This window comes from Pseudomonas sp. HMSC065H01, assembly GCF_001815235.1.
Lineage (GTDB): Bacteria > Pseudomonadota > Gammaproteobacteria > Pseudomonadales > Pseudomonadaceae > Pseudomonas > Pseudomonas aeruginosa.
The window spans coordinates 34,479-52,374 of the sequence record NZ_KV819897.1 but is presented as its reverse complement, the minus strand read 5'-3'; the positions used below and the strand labels follow the sequence as shown (position 1 = coordinate 52,374).

Annotated in this window: 17 protein-coding genes; 14 read left to right on the top strand and 3 right to left on the bottom strand. The window is 68.1% G+C overall.

Annotated elements, in window-relative coordinates:
• Positions 1 to 389 precede the first annotated feature (389 nt).
• The 6 genes from HMPREF3014_RS18155 (at position 390) to hpaC (ending at position 6,139) form a co-directional block, all read left to right on the top strand.
• The gene (locus HMPREF3014_RS18155) at positions 390 to 1,214 is read left to right on the top strand and encodes a molybdenum cofactor biosynthesis F family protein (protein WP_003111033.1); all 825 of its coding nucleotides are present in this window, start codon (positions 390 to 392) and stop codon (positions 1,212 to 1,214) included.
• An 8-nt stretch (positions 1,215 to 1,222) separates the two neighbouring features.
• A complete protein-coding gene (locus HMPREF3014_RS18150) occupies positions 1,223 to 2,608 on the top strand; it encodes an aspartate aminotransferase family protein (protein WP_023086987.1) in 1,386 nt (461 codons plus the stop codon).
• A complete protein-coding gene (locus tag HMPREF3014_RS18145) occupies positions 2,605 to 3,366 on the top strand; it encodes an SDR family oxidoreductase (protein ID WP_023086986.1) in 762 nt (253 codons plus the stop codon). Before HMPREF3014_RS18150 ends, HMPREF3014_RS18145 begins: the two co-directional genes overlap by 4 nt.
• A 212-nt stretch (positions 3,367 to 3,578) precedes the next feature.
• Complete coding sequence (locus tag HMPREF3014_RS18140) at positions 3,579 to 3,869, top strand: DUF2218 domain-containing protein (RefSeq protein WP_003093387.1); 291 nt, start codon at positions 3,579 to 3,581, stop codon at positions 3,867 to 3,869.
• A gap of 165 nt (positions 3,870 to 4,034) precedes the next feature.
• Positions 4,035 to 5,597: a 4-hydroxyphenylacetate 3-monooxygenase, oxygenase component gene (gene hpaB, locus HMPREF3014_RS18135; RefSeq protein WP_023086985.1), complete on the top strand. Its 1,563-nt coding sequence runs from the start codon at positions 4,035 to 4,037 to the stop codon at positions 5,595 to 5,597.
• Between the two features lie 29 nt (positions 5,598 to 5,626).
• On the top strand, positions 5,627 to 6,139 hold the full coding sequence (gene hpaC, locus HMPREF3014_RS18130) for a 4-hydroxyphenylacetate 3-monooxygenase, reductase component (protein ID WP_003093392.1): 513 nt from the start codon (positions 5,627 to 5,629) through the stop codon (positions 6,137 to 6,139).
• A 43-nt stretch (positions 6,140 to 6,182) separates the two neighbouring features.
• On the opposite strand, the gene HMPREF3014_RS18125 is transcribed toward hpaC, so the two are convergent.
• Positions 6,183 to 6,974: a helix-turn-helix transcriptional regulator gene (locus HMPREF3014_RS18125; protein WP_225037660.1), complete on the bottom strand. Its 792-nt coding sequence runs from the start codon at positions 6,972 to 6,974 to the stop codon at positions 6,183 to 6,185.
• A gap of 173 nt (positions 6,975 to 7,147) precedes the next feature.
• Here HMPREF3014_RS18125 and HMPREF3014_RS18120 point away from each other — a divergent pair, with 173 nt between their 5' ends.
• Positions 7,148 to 8,113 carry a PDR/VanB family oxidoreductase gene (locus HMPREF3014_RS18120; RefSeq protein WP_009877061.1) on the top strand — a complete coding sequence of 322 codons (966 nt, stop codon included), beginning with the start codon at positions 7,148 to 7,150 and terminating at the stop codon, positions 8,111 to 8,113.
• A 28-nt stretch (positions 8,114 to 8,141) separates the two neighbouring features.
• On the top strand, positions 8,142 to 9,254 hold the full coding sequence (locus HMPREF3014_RS18115; RefSeq protein WP_003119104.1) for a Rieske 2Fe-2S domain-containing protein: 1,113 nt from the start codon (positions 8,142 to 8,144) through the stop codon (positions 9,252 to 9,254).
• Positions 9,255 to 9,263: 9 nt separating this feature from the next.
• Here HMPREF3014_RS18115 and HMPREF3014_RS18110 read toward each other — a convergent pair whose 3' ends face one another.
• Entirely contained in the window at positions 9,264 to 9,680 is a 417-nt protein-coding gene (locus HMPREF3014_RS18110; RefSeq protein WP_003454227.1) for a PaaI family thioesterase, read from the bottom strand.
• A gap of 47 nt (positions 9,681 to 9,727) precedes the next feature.
• Complete coding sequence (locus HMPREF3014_RS18105) at positions 9,728 to 10,687, bottom strand: helix-turn-helix domain-containing protein (protein WP_003093398.1); 960 nt, start codon at positions 10,685 to 10,687, stop codon at positions 9,728 to 9,730.
• A 318-nt stretch (positions 10,688 to 11,005) separates the two neighbouring features.
• On the opposite strand from HMPREF3014_RS18105, the gene HMPREF3014_RS18100 reads away from it, so the two are divergent.
• The 6 genes from HMPREF3014_RS18100 to HMPREF3014_RS18075 all read left to right on the top strand — a co-directional run bounded on the left by HMPREF3014_RS18100 (position 11,006) and on the right by HMPREF3014_RS18075 (position 17,887).
• On the top strand, positions 11,006 to 11,539 hold the full coding sequence (locus HMPREF3014_RS18100) for a 2,4'-dihydroxyacetophenone dioxygenase family protein (protein ID WP_003113028.1): 534 nt from the start codon (positions 11,006 to 11,008) through the stop codon (positions 11,537 to 11,539).
• A 70-nt stretch (positions 11,540 to 11,609) separates the two neighbouring features.
• Positions 11,610 to 12,869 carry an MFS transporter gene (locus HMPREF3014_RS18095; protein WP_003158816.1) on the top strand — a complete coding sequence of 420 codons (1,260 nt, stop codon included), beginning with the start codon at positions 11,610 to 11,612 and terminating at the stop codon, positions 12,867 to 12,869.
• Positions 12,866 to 13,924 (top strand): 2,3-butanediol dehydrogenase, encoded by a 1,059-nt coding sequence (locus HMPREF3014_RS18090; RefSeq protein WP_003118211.1) that lies wholly within the window; start codon positions 12,866 to 12,868, stop codon positions 13,922 to 13,924. Before HMPREF3014_RS18095 ends, HMPREF3014_RS18090 begins: the two co-directional genes overlap by 4 nt.
• Positions 13,925 to 13,938: 14 nt before the next feature.
• The gene (locus tag HMPREF3014_RS18085) at positions 13,939 to 14,664 is read left to right on the top strand and encodes an SDR family NAD(P)-dependent oxidoreductase (RefSeq protein ID WP_003093405.1); all 726 of its coding nucleotides are present in this window, start codon (positions 13,939 to 13,941) and stop codon (positions 14,662 to 14,664) included.
• Between the two features lie 84 nt (positions 14,665 to 14,748).
• The gene (locus tag HMPREF3014_RS18080; protein WP_003093407.1) at positions 14,749 to 16,053 is read left to right on the top strand and encodes a carbohydrate porin; all 1,305 of its coding nucleotides are present in this window, start codon (positions 14,749 to 14,751) and stop codon (positions 16,051 to 16,053) included.
• A 154-nt stretch (positions 16,054 to 16,207) separates the two neighbouring features.
• Complete coding sequence (locus HMPREF3014_RS18075; protein WP_031633518.1) at positions 16,208 to 17,887, top strand: GMC family oxidoreductase; 1,680 nt, start codon at positions 16,208 to 16,210, stop codon at positions 17,885 to 17,887.
• Positions 17,888 to 17,896: the final 9 nt, after the last annotated feature.

Below are 17,896 nucleotides of genomic sequence, written 5' to 3'. Positions count from 1 at the left end.
CTTTGCGCGCAACCGGGACGGCCGCCTAGAGCGCCTCCGACCATTACGCGACAGCCGAAGATTGCGCCCTGATAAACGCAGACCCAAATACTAGAAAGAAAGACAGGATTTAAAAATAATAATCATACGAAAACATATGTAGTCCATTTCCGATAACAGCCAATAGGTACATAAGAATACATTCAGAAAATACTTATAGAAGAACAGGAACCCATTAACTAAAAAACCAAAAAAGAAGAAACGAAAACCCATCTAATACTTCATCTTCGATAACTTTCCCTTCGCCGCTCCGTGCTATTTCCGTGGCATATCGACCTATCAACCATCCGGTCGATATCGGGATACTCGAAGACAGGCCAGCATGGGTTTCCCACGACGAGGAGAACCCTATGTCCGCCCACTCGCATTCCGGATGGATCACCGTCGGCGCCCTGGCCGACGGCTTCGCTCCGGACAACCACGTCCTTCCCGCCTGCGGCGATCTCGCCGGGCTCGAACGGGTCCTGCACTTCGCCAACGGCTGGGTCATCGAACATGCCTTCGACTCGCAGCGCCTGCGCTGGCGCCTGGCCGACGGCAGTGCCAGCGGCGAGTCGGACTACCGCGCCAGTTCACTGCGGGAGAACCTTTACCTGGTGGATTTCCTCAAGCAGGAAAACGGCCGGCCGGTCTCGGTCAGCCTGGTGCTGGACTTCGACAACCAGGCGTTCACCGCGGTGCTCGGCCATCTGCCCGACCGCACGGCCTGCGAACAGGGTCTGTTCTCCCGGGCCCTGGCCGGCCGGGAACTGACCGGCGTCGAGGCCGAGTTCCTGCATGGCAGCCTCGACCGCCCGTGGCAGCCCGGCGCCTGCCCGCACGTCCCCAGCGACGAGTTGGTCGGCCTGCGCAACCGCTACGTCTACAGCGCCAGCGAGGCCTACGAACACGTCTACCTCAATCCCGACTTCTACACCTGGCAATGCCTGCGCGGCGCCGAGCGAGGGCTGGCCGATACCGACCGCTGCCACTGCTACCGACTGGCCGAACGCCTGTACCTGTTCGTCTGGCGCGAGAAGATCGTGCCGACCCTCGGCGTGCTGCTGATCGACCTGGAAGCCGGGCGCACCGACGGCAAGATCTTCGGCTACCAGGACGACGACTTCGCCACCCCGGTTAACTTCCCGGTCGGCGCCCTGGCCCAGGTGCTCAACCAGACCCGCCACGACCTGTGAGGACGCCCATGGACACCACCTTCGGCCTCGACCTGGCCCGCGTCGAAGCGCTGTTCAAGCGCGAGCTGCGACGCTTCGACGAACTGCATCCGCGCTCCGCCCAGGCCTACCGGGAAAACCGCCGCCACTGGCTGTACGGCGCACCGTTGCACTGGATGCAACAGTGGCCGGGCAACTGCCCGCTGCTGGTGAAGGAGGCCCAGGGCGCGCGCGTCACCGACATCGACGGCCAGCAGTACGTCGACTTCGCCCTCGGCGATAGCGGCGCCATGTTCGGCCACGCCCAACCGGCGGTGGCCGACGCCATCGCCCGCCAGGCGCGGCGCGGCTCGACCCTGATGCTGCCGACCGAGGACAGCCTGTGGGTCGGCGCCGAACTGGCGCGGCGCTTCGGCCTGCCCTATTGGCAGGTGACCACCTCGGCCACCGACGCCAACCGTTTCGTCCTGCGCCTGTGCCGGATGCTCAGCGGACGTGACAAGGTGGTGGTGTTCAACTGCAACTACCACGGCAGCGTCGACGAATCGCAGGTGGAATTCGACGCCGCCGGGCGCATGGTTCCGCGCGCGGGCGTTCACCCCAATGGCGTACGCCACGACGCCACCACCCGCCTGGTGGAGTTCAACGACCCCGACGCGCTGGAGGCCGCCCTCGCCCATGGCGACGTCGCCGCGGTGCTCACCGAACCCTTCATGACCAACGTCGGCATGGTCCCGCCGGCCGAAGGCTTCCACGCCGGCCTGCGCGAACTGACCCGCCGCCACGACGTGGCGCTGATCATCGACGAGACCCACACCATCTCCTGCGGTCCCGCCGGCTATAGCGGCGCGCATGGCCTCGAGCCGGACTTCTTCGTCCTCGGCAAATGCATCGCCGGCGGCATTCCCAGCGCCGTCTGGGGATGCAGCCAGGCGCAGGCGGAGCGGATCTGGGCGGTACTGCCGCACTTCCGACCGGGGCAGGCGATCAACCATTTCGGCTTTGGCGGCACCCTGGCCGGCAACGCGCTGCAACTGGCGGCGATGCGCGCGACCTTCGCCGAAGTGATGACGGAGGACGCCTATCGGCACATGTTCCAGCTCGCCGCGCAGCTCGAGGCGGGCGTCCGCGCGACGCTCGAGGAACTGCGCCTGCCCTGGCACGTGACGCGCATCGGCGCGCGCGTCGAGTACCTGTTCATGACCCACGCCCCGCGCAACGGCGGCGAGGCCCACCACGCACGCAACGGCCTGGTCGAGGCCTGCCTGCACCTCTACCTGCTCAACCGCGGCGTGCTCTTGACGCCATTCCACAACATGGCGCTGACCTGCCCGGCGACCCGCGCGGAGGACGTCGAACTGCACGACCGCCTGCTCCGCGATTGCCTGGGCGAACTGCTGGAGCGCCCATCGTGAGGCGCTTGGAGAACCGCGTCGCACTGGTCACCGGCGCCGGCCAGGGCATCGGCCGGGCCATCGCCGAATGCTTCGCCGCCGAAGGCGCCAGGGTTCTGCTGGCGACGCGTACCGCCAGCCGCGGCCAGGCCGTCCTGGAGGCGATCCGCCTGGGCGGAGGCACGGCCGAACTGCTGGCCGTCGACCTGAGCGAGTACGACGCCGCGAGACGAGCGGTGAGCGCGACCCTGGAGCGCTTCGGCCAGTTGGACATCCTCCTGCACAACGCCGCTGCCTTTCCCCAGTGCGCCCTCGCGGAACTGGACGAAGGCACCCTGGAACGGACCCTGGCGGTGAACCTGAAAAGCTGCTTCCGGCTGACCCAGGCCGCCCTTCCCGCCCTGCGCCGCAGCGTGGCCGGGCGCGTCCTGGTGACCTCCTCGGTGACCGGCCCGCGCACGGCGATCCCTGGGCTCTCGCACTATGCGGCGAGCAAGGCCGGGGTCAACGGTTTCATCCGCGCCGCCGCGCTGGAGCTGGCCGGCGACGGCATCACCGTCAACGGCGTCGAGCCCGGCCTGGTCGCGACTCCGGCGCTGGGCAGCCTCGGCGACGCCGCCGCGCTGGCCGCGCACATCCCCCTCGGGCGTGTCGGCCAGCCGCTGGACATCGCCCACGCCATGCTCTTCCTCGCCTCCGACGAGGCGAGCTACATCACCGGGCAGACCCTGGTTGTGGATGGCGGCGCGTTGCTGCCGGAAAACAGCGGGCTGGCCTGAAGCCGCTGGCGTTCGCCCTCTCCCTCCAGAGAGAGCGCCTTCCGACGTATCCGGCAAACACTTCCGCCGGCTCCGGTAGGGCGCTCGCCCTGTCCCACGGACAAGGGCCGACCATTTGCCGGGCGATTATCGAAAGCCCCTGCAAAATGGATGAATAAGAATGACTCTCAGCAGGTTAGTATCGGAAATCCCCAACCGAGAGGATTCGCTTCATGTTCCGCTCCACCTCCCATGTCCGTACCGAATCGGCGGCACGCTACGTCAATCGCCTGTGCAAGCACTGGGGCCACAAGTTCGAAGTCGAACTCACACCCGAGCGCGGCTTCATCGACTTCGGCGACTCCAACTGCGAGCTGCTCGCCCACCCCGACCATGTCCTGATGATTCTCAACAGCCCCGACGAGGACAGCCTCGCCCACATGCAGAACGTGGTCGCCGATCACCTGCAACGCATGGCCAACAGCGAAAGCCTGGAGATTGCCTGGCAGCCCGCCGAAAGCTGAACGCGCCGCCACCCGGCCGCCCTTCGCGGCCGGGCGCCGGGCGTCACGCGGGGCCATGGAAAGTGCAATTCATTCCCCGGAAAAGCCATTCAGCTCGCTCCGCCCCCGTCCCATCATCCCCTCCAGGCGCTCTCGCGCAGATAACAACAATGACTGGAGACGATGATGAAACCCGAAGATTTCCGTGCCTCTGCCACCCGTCCGTTCACCGGCGAGGAGTACCTCGCCAGCCTGCGCGACGACCGTGAGATCTACATCTACGGCGACCGCGTCAAGGACGTCACCAGCCACCCCGCCTTCCGCAACGCGGCCGCCTCCATGGCCCGGCTCTACGACGCCCTGCACGATCCGCAGAGCAAGGAAAAGCTCTGCTGGGAGACCGATACCGGCAACGGCGGCTATACCCACAAGTTCTTCCGCTACGCGCGCAGCGCCGACGAACTGCGCCAGCAGCGCGACGCCATCGCCGAGTGGTCGCGGCTGACCTACGGCTGGATGGGCCGCACCCCGGACTACAAGGCCGCCTTCGGCAGCGCCCTCGGCGCCAACCCGGGCTTCTACGGGCGTTTCGAGGACAACGCGAAAACCTGGTACAAGCGCATCCAGGAAGCCTGCCTGTACCTCAACCATGCCATCGTCAACCCGCCGATCGACCGCGACAAGCCGGTGGACCAGGTCAAGGACGTGTTCATCTCGGTGGACGAGGAAATCGACGGCGGCATCGTCGTCAGCGGCGCCAAGGTGGTCGCCACGAATTCCGCGCTGACCCACTACAACTTCGTCGGCCAGGGTTCGGCGCAACTGCTCGGCGACAACACCGACTTCGCCCTGATGTTCATCGCGCCGATGAACACCCCCGGCATGAAGCTGATCTGCCGCCCCTCCTACGAACTGGTGGCGGGTATCGCCGGATCGCCGTTCGACTACCCGCTGTCCAGCCGTTTCGACGAGAACGACGCGATCCTGGTGATGGACAAGGTGTTCATCCCCTGGGAGAACGTACTGATCTACCGCGACTTCGAGCGCTGCAAGCAGTGGTTCCCCCAGGGTGGCTTCGGCCGGCTGTTCCCGATGCAGGGCTGCACCCGTCTGGCGGTCAAGCTCGACTTCATCACCGGCGCCCTCTACAAGGCCCTGCAATGCACCGGCTCCCTGGAGTTCCGCGGCGTGCAGGCGCAGGTCGGCGAAGTGGTGGCCTGGCGCAACCTGTTCTGGTCGCTGACCGACGCCATGTACGGCAACGCCAGCGAATGGCACGGCGGCGCCTTCCTGCCCAGCGCCGAGGCCCTGCAGGCCTACCGCGTGCTGGCGCCGCAGGCCTACCCGGAGATCAAGAAGACCATCGAGCAGGTGGTCGCCAGCGGCCTGATCTACCTGCCCTCCGGCGTTCGCGACCTGCACAATCCGCAACTCGACAAGTACCTCTCCACCTATTGCCGCGGCTCCGGCGGCATGGGCCACCGGGAGCGGATCAAGATCCTCAAGCTGCTCTGGGACGCCATCGGCAGCGAGTTCGGCGGCCGCCACGAGCTGTACGAGATCAACTACGCCGGCAGCCAGGACGAGATCCGCATGCAGGCCCTGCGCCAGGCGGTCGGCAGCGGGGCGATGAAGGGCATGCTCGGCATGGTCGAGCAGTGCATGGGCGACTACGACGAGAACGGCTGGACCGTGCCGCACCTGCACAACCCGGACGACATCAACGTGCTCGACCGCATCCGCCAATGACGCCCGCGTCGCGTCCGGAGGTTATTCCCATGTCCCAGCTCGAACCCAGGCAACAAGCCTTCCGCAACGCCATGGCGCATCTTTCGGCGGCGGTCAACGTGATCACCAGCAACGGCCCGGCCGGACGCTGCGGGATCACCGCCACCGCGGTCTGCTCGGTCACCGACAGCCCGCCGACGCTGATGCTCTGCATCAACCGCAACAGCGAGATGAACACGGTGTTCAAGGCCAACGGTCGACTCTGCGTGAACGTCCTCAGCGGCGAACACGAAGAGGTGGCCCGCCACTTCGCCGGCATGACCGAGGTCCCGATGGAACGCCGCTTCGCCCTCCATGACTGGCGCGAGGGCCTCGCCGGGTTGCCGGTGCTGCACGGCGCCCTGGCCAACCTGCAGGGACGCATCGCCGAGGTCCAGGAGATCGGCACCCACTCGGTGCTGTTGCTGGAACTGGAGGACATCCAGGTCCTCGAACAGGGCGACGGCCTGGTCTACTTCAGCCGCAGCTTCCATCGCCTGCAGCGAGCCTGCCGAGCCGCCTGACCCCTCTCTCCGGAGCCGCCCCACAGGCGGCGTCCGGCCCTCCTCAGCCCTGCACCAGGGCGAAAAGCTGGCTGCGAAAATGGATGTCCAGGCGGGCAAAGGCGCGGTTGCGGTAGGTTTTCACCGTGCTTTCCTTGAGCCCCAGCTCGGCGGCGATACCGGCATGGCTCAACCCGCGCAGCAGGTGCAGGCAGACCGCCAGCTCCTGGGGTGTCAGGTCCGTCGCCCGGTGCAACAGCGCCAGCCGCCACTCGTCGGTCGCGCTGCGTCCCCGGCGCAAGGCCAGGTGCCCCCTCAGCAGTTGCAGCAGGGCCGGCACCCACTGCTCGAAGGCGGCGATCTCGCGCTCGCTGAAATAGCCGTCCTCGCGGTGCCGGTAGAGATTGAACAGCAGCGGCCGGCCTTCCTCGTCCCAATGCAGGCTCGACAGCCGCTCGCTCAGGCCATTGTCCCGATAGATCGCCTCGCGGTAAGCATCGAACTCGATGTCCTCGGCCAGCAGGTGGCCCAGCAGCGGCATCGGGCCGCGGCGCTGGCGCTGCATGCGCAGGAACAGCGGGTCATGGCTGTGGTAGTACCGCGAATAGGCCTGCCAGCAGCGCCACACTAGTTGCGCGTCGCGATGGCGAGTGCCGGCCAGGAGCAGTTCGGGGCGCGGTGCACCGATGCGCAGCACGTTGAAATGACGGGCGGCAACCCAATGGCCAAGGGTTTCCAGCAGAGCGGCGGGGAAGCCTTCGCCACCCAAGGCGCAGGCCAGCTCGACGAAGGGGCGCAGGTCCGCCGACGGCGACCCCGGCGGGGCATTCCAGAAGCTGATCATGGTGGCGGGCACGCATCGTTGTTCTTGTTGTAATGGGTGAGGAAGGGCAGGTCCTGTCCAGGCCTCGACCGACACGTTAGCAACCGCGACGGACGCCGGTAAACCCGCTGTCCACCTCTGGGGGGACAGGCCGGCACTGGAGGAGCGCTAGCCTCGCTGCATGTCTGCCGAAGGAACCCCCGACAATGAGCGCATCGCCTTCCTCCCGCCTGCACCTGCAGGTCACCGATTTCCGCGCTGTTGCGCGCGACGTGGTGCTGGTCGAGCTGGCCGCCATGGACGGCACCGAACTGCCGGCCTTCACCCCCGGCGCGCATCTGGAGCTTCACCTGGGCAACGGCCTGATCCGCCACTACTCCCTGCTCAACGACTGCCGCGAACGCCTGCGCTACCAACTGGCGATAGGCCTTGGCGACGACAGCCGTGGCGGCGCCCGCTTCATCCACCGCCAACTGCGCACGGGCGACCGCCTGCACGCGGCGGCACCGCGCAACCACTTCATGCTGCGCGAAGACGCCGCGCGCTACTGTTTCGTCGCTGGCGGCATCGGCATCACCCCGATTCTCTCGATGGTTCGCTGGTGCCAGGCGCAGGGCAAGGACTGGCGCCTACTGTATGCGGTCCGCGAACGCCAGCGCGCAGCCTTCCTCGCCGAACTGATGACGCTCGGTGGCGAACGGACGCGGCTGCATTGCAGCGACGAAGGCGACCCACTCGACAGTACCGCGCTGATCGCCGGCCTAGGTGCCGACGAAGAACTCTACTGCTGCGGACCCGACGGGTTGATGCAGGCCATCCGCGACGCCGGGAGCGGCTGCGCGGAACGCCTGCACTTCGAACGCTTCGACGCTCCAGTAGCGCCGGCGTCCTCGTCCGGCGGCACCGACGCCTTCCGCCTGGAGTTGCGCCGCAGCGCCCTGAGCCTGCGCGTCGAAAGCCACCAGAGCATCCTCGAAGTCCTCGAGGAACAGGGCCTGGAGCCTCCCTACGCCTGCCGCGCCGGGATATGCAGGACCTGCGAGACACGCGTCTGCGCCGGCGAGCCGGAGCACTTCGACCATGTGCTTTCCGACACCGAGCGGGCCAGCGGGGAAACCTTGCTGATCTGCGTATCACGCTGCCGCGGCAACTACCTGGAACTCGATCTCTGACCCCGAAGAACAACCACGGAGACGCCTCATGAGCCTGCCCAACGCCAATCTCATCGCCAGTTCACGCAAGGCCGCCGCGCAGATGGCCACGCGCGACACGTCGTTCATCTTCAACGAGTGGTACGTCGCCGCCTTCGCCGAGGAGGTCGGCCGCGAACTGCTCGCGCGCACTCTGCTCGGCAAGCGCGTGGTGCTCTATCGCACCCTCGCCGGCCAGGCGGTAGCCCTGGAAGACCGCTGCGCGCATCGCTCCTTCCCGCTATCGCGCAGTCGCCTGGAGGGGGACGGGATCGTCTGCGGCTATCACGGTTTCCGCTACGACAGCCAGGGCGAGTTGATCGAGACACCGTCGCAGAAAGCCTGTCCGCGCGGCGTCGGCATCCGTCACTACCCGCTTCTGGAGCGCGGCCCGCTGGTCTGGATTTGGCTCGGCGACCCGCGACTGGCCGACCCGAAGCGACTGCCGCAGCGGCCCTGGCTGGAGGATCCGGGCTGGGCCTGCTCCAAGGGCTACTTCCTACACCCGGGCAACTACGTGAGCATGCACGAGAACCTGATGGACCTGACCCATCTCACCTACCTCCACGCCAATACCATCGGCACCCCGGATTACGCCGGGGCGCCCTATGAGCTGGACCTGAAGGAAGGCCACTACCGGCTGGTACGGCACGTGCTGCCGACCACCCTGTCGCCGGTCTGGGGCCGCACCACCGGCCTCGACGGCTGTCCCACGGCGGCGCGCATCACCACCTCGGAGTTTCTCTCGCCAGGCCTGCACCAGGTCAGCGCGACCTTCTACGACACAGCCCTGCCCGCCGAGCGGCGACCGGAATTCCACATCCGCACGGCGCACATCCTCACCCCGGAGACCCACGGCAGCATGCACTACTTCATCGTCCACGGACGCGATTTCGCCCAGGACGACGAGACCGTCGGCGCTTTCATGCACGAGCAACTGTTCGCCGCCTTCGTCGAGGACGTGGAAGGCCTCGGCGCGCTGGAAAAGGTACTCGCGGAGGCCGATGAGGATAGCTACGAGATCTCCGTCGCCAGCGACGCGCCGGCGGTGGCCACCCGCACCTACCTCAAGCGCCGCGCCGATGAGGAAGCGCGCCAGCGCGCGGCGCACCGGGTGGCCTGAGCGCCGCCCTCAGCGGCGGTGCGCCGGCGGGATCGAGTAGGTGCCGACCACATGGGCGACCGGTTCCGCGTCGCCTTCGGAGAACAGCGAGACCTCGCCCATCGCCAGGGTCTTGCCGACCTTCATCAGGCGGCACTCGCCGACCACCCGGCGGTCCGCCGCGGGACGCCGCAGGAAGTTGATGGTCAGGCTGGTGGTCACCGCCAGCGGGACGATGCCGATCTCGCCCAGTACCGCCACGTACAGCGCGACATCGGCGATGGCCATCAGGGTCGGCCCGGAGACCGTGCCGCCGGGGCGCAGGTCGCTGGCGTCGACCGCCTGCCAGACCGTGGCGCTACGCTCGCCGACGGCTTCGACCACGACCCGGGTCTGGGGAAATTCGCGCTGGATGAAACGGGCGATCTGCTCTTTCTTGTCGGTCACGGAACGGGTCCTTGGCAGTAGGAGGAGGAAAGGTACGGTAGTCGGGTCTAGCGGCCACGCGCCTCGCTCGGCGTCATCCCGTAGCGCGCCTTGAAGGCCCGGGCGAAATGCGCCTGGCTGGAGAAGCCGTGGCGATAGGCGACCTCGGCGACATCCAGGCGCCGGCCCTGGGGCGAAGCGAGCAACTGGCGGGCCCGCTCCAGGCGCCGCTCCTGCAGGTAGCGCCCGGGCGAGCTGCCTTCCTGGGCGAACAGCCGCGCCAGGTGCCGGCTGGAGACGCCAGTGGCGGCGGCCACCCGCTCGCAGCTCAGGGCGGGTTCGTCGAGGTGCTGCTGGATGTACTGCTTGGCCGCCAGCAGGTAGGACGCGCCCAGGGCGCTGGCACGGTGCTCGCCGGCATGGTCGCTGATGATGCTCGCCAGCAGGTCGTAGGCTTCCTCCTGGTAGCGCTCGGCATCCTCGCCATGGGGGCTGTCGAGGAAATCCCGGGTACGCTCGCCGAGGGTCCGCACCAGCAGGCGCTGCACCGGGCTTTCCGCGCCGATCTTCAGCGGTCCCTTGAAGTCGCGCAGGCAGCGCTCGGCGAAATCGTCCTGGGGAATGTCGAAGATGAACTGCCGCATCGGTCCGGAAAAACCGAACAGGTAGGGCTTGTCGGTCCGGTAGATAACCAGCTCGCCCGGTTGCAGGAGGTTGCAGCCGTTGTCCTGGTAGAAGAACGACTGGCTGCCCTGCACCAGAGAGACGAAGATCGACTCCTTGGGCACTGCGCGGATCATCGAGCGGTCGCGCTCCACCACGTGCTCGTTGCCGCCGATGCGGGCCAGCCGCAGGCGTTCGAGGCAGAGGTTGTCCTGGGTCGCGGCGAAGCCGGCCTGGGAATACGACGAACATTTCAGGCCAACCAGGATGGAAGCGTTGTAGTCCTCCCAGAACGCCAGCCGCTGCTCCAGGGGAATGTCCTGGGTGCTGGCCCGCCGGGTTTCGAGCAAGGCATGTGCGGGCATTTTTATTCTTCTCGTCGAACGCTGCGTGGACCTCCCGGACCTCAGGCAAGGCCTCCGGGGCCAGGCGCCGGGCCGCTCCGCCGACCTGTCGCGGTCGGTCGGCGAGGCGCCTGGCACCCCGTCATTAACATCTGAATCCTTTCCTCCGTCAATCGCCCTCCAGCCGGCTCCGACGCTGGGCAGGCCAGCTTGGCGGCGCGTCGCGGGTCGCGCCAGGCCATGTCCGAAAAGCGCAAGCTTCCTGGCCGCCAGGGTCAAACCCGGAGGCCCGCCCATGGCTAGAGTCGGCTCGACGATAACAACGACAGAGGCCGCCCCATGCCCGAACTCGCCACCCGTGAATTCTGGAAAGACCTGCAACCGATTCCCGACTGCTTCAAGCCGGACGCCAAGCCCGAGGTCTACCTGCGCAACGCGCCGACCGAGGACGAGCGCCTCTACGTGCCCTTCACCGAGACCGTGAAGTCGCGTCCGCTGTGGATCTCGCCAAGCGAAAACCGCTGGTGCGACATCCTGATGGCGACGAGCGCCGGCCTGGTCAACCGCCACTACCACCCGCACGAGGTGTTCGCCTACACCATCAGCGGCAAGTGGGGCTACCTGGAGCACGACTGGACCGCCACCGCCGGCGACTTCGTCTACGAGACGCCCGGCGAGGGCCACACCCTGGTGGCCTACGAGCACGAGCAGCCGATGCGTGCATTCTTCATCGTCAAGGGACCGCTGGTCTGGCTCGACGAGAAGGGCAACGCGGACGGCATCTTCGACGTCCACGACTACATCGCGATGTGCCGTGAGCACTACGACAAGATCGGCGTCGGCGCCGCCTACATCGACTCCCTGTTCCGCTGACCCCGGGCGCGCGCCGCCCTGGCGGACGCGCGCCTCCCCGCCGGCCGGCCCGCCCGGCCTGGAGACCGACATGGCGCATAACAACAATTCCGCCAGTTACGAAAACGTCCTGCTCTGCGTGCTGTTCCTGACCTTCGGCTTCGTCTTCTTCGACCGCCTGGCGCTGTCCTTCCTGTTTCCCTTCATGGAACAGGAGCTGCAACTGAGCAACAGCCACCTGGGCATGCTCTCCTCGGTGCTGGCCCTGGCCTGGGCGGTATCCGGCGCGCTGGTCGGCGCCTGGTCCGACCGCCGCGGGCAGCGCAAGCCGCTGCTGATCGTGGCGGTGATCCTGTTCTCGCTGTGCTCGGCGCTGTCCGGGCTGGTCGGCGGCTTCCTCAGCCTGCTGCTGTTCCGCGGCATCATGGGCCTGGCCGAGGGGCCGATCCTGCCGCTCTCGCAATCGCTGATGGTCGAGGCCTCCTCGCCACATCGCCGCGGCCTCAACATGGGTCTGCTACAGGGCTCGGCGGCCGGCCTGCTCGGCGCGGTGATCGGCCCGCCGCTGCTGGTGGCCCTGGCCGAAACCCTCGGCTGGCGTCACGCCTTCATCGTCTCGTTGCTGCCGGGCCTGCTGATCGCCTGGTTGATCTGGCGCCATGTGCGTCCCGACCCGCCCCGCGCGCAGCGCCCGGCGCCGCGCGCAGAAGAAGCGAAAGGCAAGCGCCTGGCACTGCTGAAGAGCCGCAACATCCTGCTCTGCACCCTGATCAGTTGCGTATTCGTCACCTGGTTCATCGTGCTGATTTCCTTTACCCCGACCTTCCTGGTCAACGCCCGCGGCTTCAGCCCGGCGACCATGGGCAGGCTGATGAGCTGCCTGGGCGTCGCCTGGGTGGTCTGGGGCTTCGCCGTACCGGCGATATCCGATCGCATCGGCCGTCGACCGACCCTGGTGGCGTTCTCCCTGCTCGCCGCGTGTTGCCCGCTGGCGCTGCTCTATGCGCCGAACGCGACCAGCCTCGGCCTGCTGTTGCTGCTGACCTACACCGGGCTCGGCTGCTTCACCCTGTTCATGGCGACCATCCCGGCGGAGACCGTCTCGCGCGGCGTCATCGCCACCGCCCTCGGCCTGATCATGGGCCTCGGCGAACTGGTCGGCGGTTTCCTCGCGCCGACCGTGGCCGGCTTCGCCGCCGACCGCTTCGGCCTGTCCATCGTCATGTGGATGTCCTGCGGCGGCGCCCTGCTCGCCGCGTTCCTCTCGCTGTTCCTGCGCGAAACCGCGCCCGCCGTGCTGGCGCGCCAGCGCAGCGCGCCTACCTCCGTCCTGCAAGGAAACCAACCATGAAAGCACTGCGCTGGCACGCTGCCCGCGACCTCCGCCTGAGCGAACTGGAACGCCAGGCGCCGCGGCCCGGCGAAGTCGAACTGGAAGTCGCCTACTGCGGCATCTGCGGCAGCGACCTGCACGAATACCAGAGCGGCCCGCACTCGATTCCCCAGGCCGAGGCGCACCCGCTGTCCGGTTGCCGCGCGCCGCTGACCCTCGGCCATGAGTTCTGCGGCGTGGTCGCCGCGCTCGGCCCTGGCGTGGAGGGACTGCGCATCGGCGACCGCGTCGCGGTGGAGCCGGAATACCGCTGCGGCGAATGCCGCTACTGCCGGGAAGGCCGCTACAACCTCTGCGAGTCGATGGGCTTCATCGGCCTGATGGGCGACGGCGGCTTCGCCGAGCGCGCGCGGGTGCCGGCCTACATGCTGCACCGCCTGCCGGACGCGGTGGGCTTCCGCCAGGCCGCCGTGCTCGAACCGGCCGCCGTGGCCCTGCACGCGCTGCGCCGCAGCAGCCTGGCGCCGGGCCAGCGCTGCGCGGTGTTCGGGCTCGGCCCGATCGGCTTGCTGCTGGTGATGCTCGCCCGCCTGCGCGGAATCGAGGACATCGTCGCGATCGACGTCAGTCCCGAGCGCCTCGCCCTGGCCGGGGAGTTCGGCGCCAGCCGGGCGCTCGACGCCCGCGACGGCGACACGGCGGCGCGCCTGCGCGAGGGCGGCGCGCTCGACTGCGCCTTCGAGGCCGCCGGCAGCCAGGCCAGCCTCGACGCCGCCCTGGCCAGCCTGCGCAAGGGTGGCGAGCTGGTGCTGGTGAGCCTGATGGGCGAGGTCCGGCTGGACGCCTTCGACCTGGTCAACCGCGAACTGCGCCTGCTCGGCAGCGTCGGCTACCGCGACGCCTACCCGGAGCTGATCGCCCTGCTCGCCGACGGCCGCCTCGACCTGGCCCGCGCAGTGACCCGCAGCGTGCCCCTGGAGCAGGCCGTCGAGCACGGTTTCGAGGCCCTGCTGCGCGACAAGTCGCAGGTCAAGGTGCTGGTCAATCCCAACCCGGCCCTGGCCGACGCCTGAAGGAACGATCGCCGATGGTTTTCCAACACGATATCTACGCCGGCCAGCAGGTGCTGGTCACTGGCGGCAGCTCCGGCATCGGCGCGGCCATCGCCATGCAGTTCGCCGAACTCGGCGCCGAAGTCGTCGCCCTCGGCCTGGACGCCGACGGCGTGCACGCACCGCGTCATCCGCGGATTCGCCGGGAAGAACTGGACATCACCGACAGCCAGCGCCTGCAACGGCTGTTCGAAGCGCTGCCGCGCCTGGATGTGCTGGTGAACAACGCAGGCATCAGCCGCGACCGCGAGGAATACGACCTGGCTACCTTCGAACGGGTGCTGCGCCTCAACCTGAGCGCCGCCATGCTCGCCAGCCAACTGGCCCGGCCGCTGCTGGCGCAGCGCGGCGGCAGCATCCTCAACATCGCCTCGATGTACAGCACCTTCGGTTCCGCCGACCGCCCGGCCTACAGCGCCAGCAAGGGCGCCATCGTCCAGCTCACCCGTTCCCTGGCCTGCGAGTATGCCGCCGAGCGCATCCGGGTCAACGCCATCGCCCCCGGCTGGATCGACACGCCGCTGGGCGCCGGGCTCAAGGCCGACGTCGAGGCCACCCGCCGGATCATGCAGCGCACGCCGCTGGCGCGCTGGGGCGAGGCGCCCGAGGTGGCCAGCGCCGCGGCCTTCCTCTGCGGTCCCGGCGCCAGCTTCGTCACCGGCGCCGTGCTGGCGGTGGACGGCGGCTATCTCTGCGCCTGAGCCGCCTTCGCTCCGGATGCACCTGTCCGCTTGGGGCGGACAGCGATTCGCACGACAGAACAACAACAAGACGAGTGCCTTGCCATGAAAACCCTCCGCACCTTGCCGGCGCTGCTCTGCGCCGGTTTCCTCGGTCTCTCCGCGCAGGCCGCCGAAGACAGCCGCAGCGGCCCGCTGGCCGGGTTCGGCGAACGACTCCAGCGCCACGGCGTGAAGACCCACGCGCAGTTCTGGAGCCTGTCGCTGAAGAACCTCGACACCGGCCCGCGCCAGCACAGCTTCGGCAACAGCGGCGACCTGTTCCTCGGCGCCGACCTCGACCTCGCCACCCTCGCCGGCCTGGACGGCGCCTCGCTGCACATCGAGGAAACCCTGTTCATCCTCGACCGCGGCACCGGTCAGCCCACCGGGCCGAGCTGGCAGGGCGCGGTGGGCAGCTACTTCGGCGGCGCGCCGCTGCACAACGACATCGGCGCCAACCAGCTGAGCCTGCTCACCTGGCAGCAGCAGTGGCTGGGCGGACGCCTCGACAGCCATCTCGGACGGACCAATGCGCGGCGCTATTTCCTGATCTACAACTGCGAGACCGTGGTCACCTGCAACGACCCGATCATCGACGCCTCCACCGGCATCCTGCCGCCGCCCTACGGCGCCTGGGGCGGCTACTTGAAGTACCGGGCGACCCCGACCCTGTACCTGCACGCCGGGGCCTTCGAGTCCAACCCGGTGGATTACCTGAAGAAGCGCCATGGCCTCGATTTCGGCACCGACGACGCCAGCGGCACCAGCCTGCTGCTGGGGATCGGCGACAAGCGCGAGGAAAGCCTCGATCCCTACCGCTCGCACTATGAACTCAACGCCTACCTGAACACCGCCAACCAGGTCGACCCGCTCACCGGCGCCAGCGACCACGGCAGCGCCGGCGGCTTCTTCAAGTTCCAGCAGCTGTTCTGGCGCGCCGACGGCGGCCGCCTCGATTCGCCGAGGGCGCTGGGGCTGTTCGGCTCGCTGTCGGTATCGGCCGACGACAAGCAGCCGTTCCGTCATTTCGCCGAGCTGGGCCTGACCTACCATGCGCCCTTCGACCGCACGCGGGACAAGCTCAACCTCAAGGCCAGCTACCTGCGCCTGAACGATCACCAGCTGGAGTTCCAGCGCCAGGCGCGGATCGCCGCTGGCGGCGATGCGAAACTCGGCCAGCGCGACGTGTACGCCCTGGAAACCAATGCGCACATCGCACTGACCCCGCACATCGCGCTGGAGCCGTCGGTGCAGTACATCTTCAACCCGGACAACTACTACAACCCCGGCGCTCGCGAACTGAGCGGAGACGGTTTCGTCGTCGGCCTGCAACTGATGGTCGACATGGGCTCGCTGCTGGGGCTTTAGCGCGCCGCCTGGCAGCCTCGGTCAACCCCGCCGGCAGGCTGGGACAAGCGGCCGGGCGCGCTTCCCCGTCCAATGGAGTAGCGTCGCGCCCATGGGCGCGGGGCGAAAAAGAACGCCGGGCGAGGCCCGGCAGCACACCCAGAAAGGTGCCGACATGACTTCCACTGCCCGCCGTTCGTTCGACTACATCGTGGTCGGCGCCGGCTCCGCCGGTTGCGTCCTGGCCAACCGTCTTTCCGCCGATCCCGCCGTCTCGGTCTGCCTGGTCGAGGCCGGCCCCAGCGACCGCACGCCGCTCCCCGCCGCCTACATCCGCACGCCGGCCGGGATCATCCGCCTGATCGCCAACCCGAAGTGGAACTGGATGCATCGCTTCGCCGCCCAGCCCGGCACCGCCAACCAGCCGATCGCCTGCCCGCGCGGCAAGGTCTGGGGCGGCTCCAGCGCGATCAACGGGATGATCTACATCCGCGGCGACCGCCACGACTACGACCGCTGGGCATCCCTCGGCAACCGTGGCTGGAGCTACGACGAGCTGCTGCCCTACTTTCGCCGCTCGGAACATTTCGAGCCGGGCGAATCGCCCTGGCACGGGCGCGGCGGCGAATTGAACGTCGCCGCGCAGCGCAGCCCGGGCCCGATCAACCAGGTGTTCTTCCAGGCCGCCGAGGAAATGGGCTGGCCGTACAACGCCGACTTCAACGGCGAGCGCCAGGAAGGCATCGGCTCGTTCCACGTCACCCAGGTCAACGGCGAACGCTGTAGCGCGGCGCGCGCCTTCCTGCACCCGGCCCTGGCGCGGCCCAACCTCACCGTGCTCAGCTCGGCGCTGACCCTGCGCGTGCTGCTGGAAGGTACCCGCGCCACCGGCGTGGAGATCAGCCAGGCTGGCGAGGTCGTGCAATTACAGGCACGCCGCGAAGTGATCCTCAGCGCCGGCTCGATCAACTCGCCGCAGCTCCTGTTGCTCTCCGGCATCGGCCCGGCGGCGGAACTGGCGCGCCACGGCATCGTCCAGCGCCATGAGTTGCCTGGGGTCGGCGAGAACCTGCAGGACCACCAGGACATCGTGCTGATGTACCGCACCGAGGCCAAGCTCGGCTACGGCCTGGGCTTCTCGCCGAAGGGCTGGCTGCCGCTGCTGCGCTCGCCCTGGCAGTACCTGTTCGGCCGGCGCGGGGCGCTGACCTCGAACACCGTCGAGTCCGGTGGCTTCCTCCGCCTCGACCCGCAGGCAGAGACCCCGGAGCTGGGTCTGATCGTCGCCCCCGCGCTGAAGAACCAGCCGCAGCGCCTCGTCCCCTTCGGCCACGGGGTCAGCCTGCACGTCGCGGTGATGCACCCGCAGAGCCGCGGGCGGGTCCGCCTGAACTCGCCGGACCCGCACGACCGGCCGCTGATCGAAGCCAACTTCCTCAGCCACCCTGCCGACCTCGATACCCTGGTCCGGGGTTTCCAACTGGTCCGCAAACTGGCCGCCAGCCGCAGCTTCGCCCGTCACCTCAAGGGCGAGCTGGTACCGGGCCCGCAGGTTTCCAGCCGCGGCCAGATCGAGGCCTGGATCCGCGCCAACCTGGGCACCGTGTTCCATCCGGTGGGCACCTGCAAGATGGGCCACGACCAGCTCGCGGTGGTCGACGACCAGTTGCGCGTGCACGGCCTGCAAGGCCTGCGGGTGGCCGATGCGTCGATCATGCCGACGCTGATCACCGGCAATACCAACGCCCCGGCGATCATGATCGGCGAGAAGGCCGCCGACCTGATCCTCGGCAAGCCGGCGCCCCATGCGCCGACGGAACAGCGGCGGGATGCGCCGGAGCTGGTAGAGGCCTGAGCCTCCGGC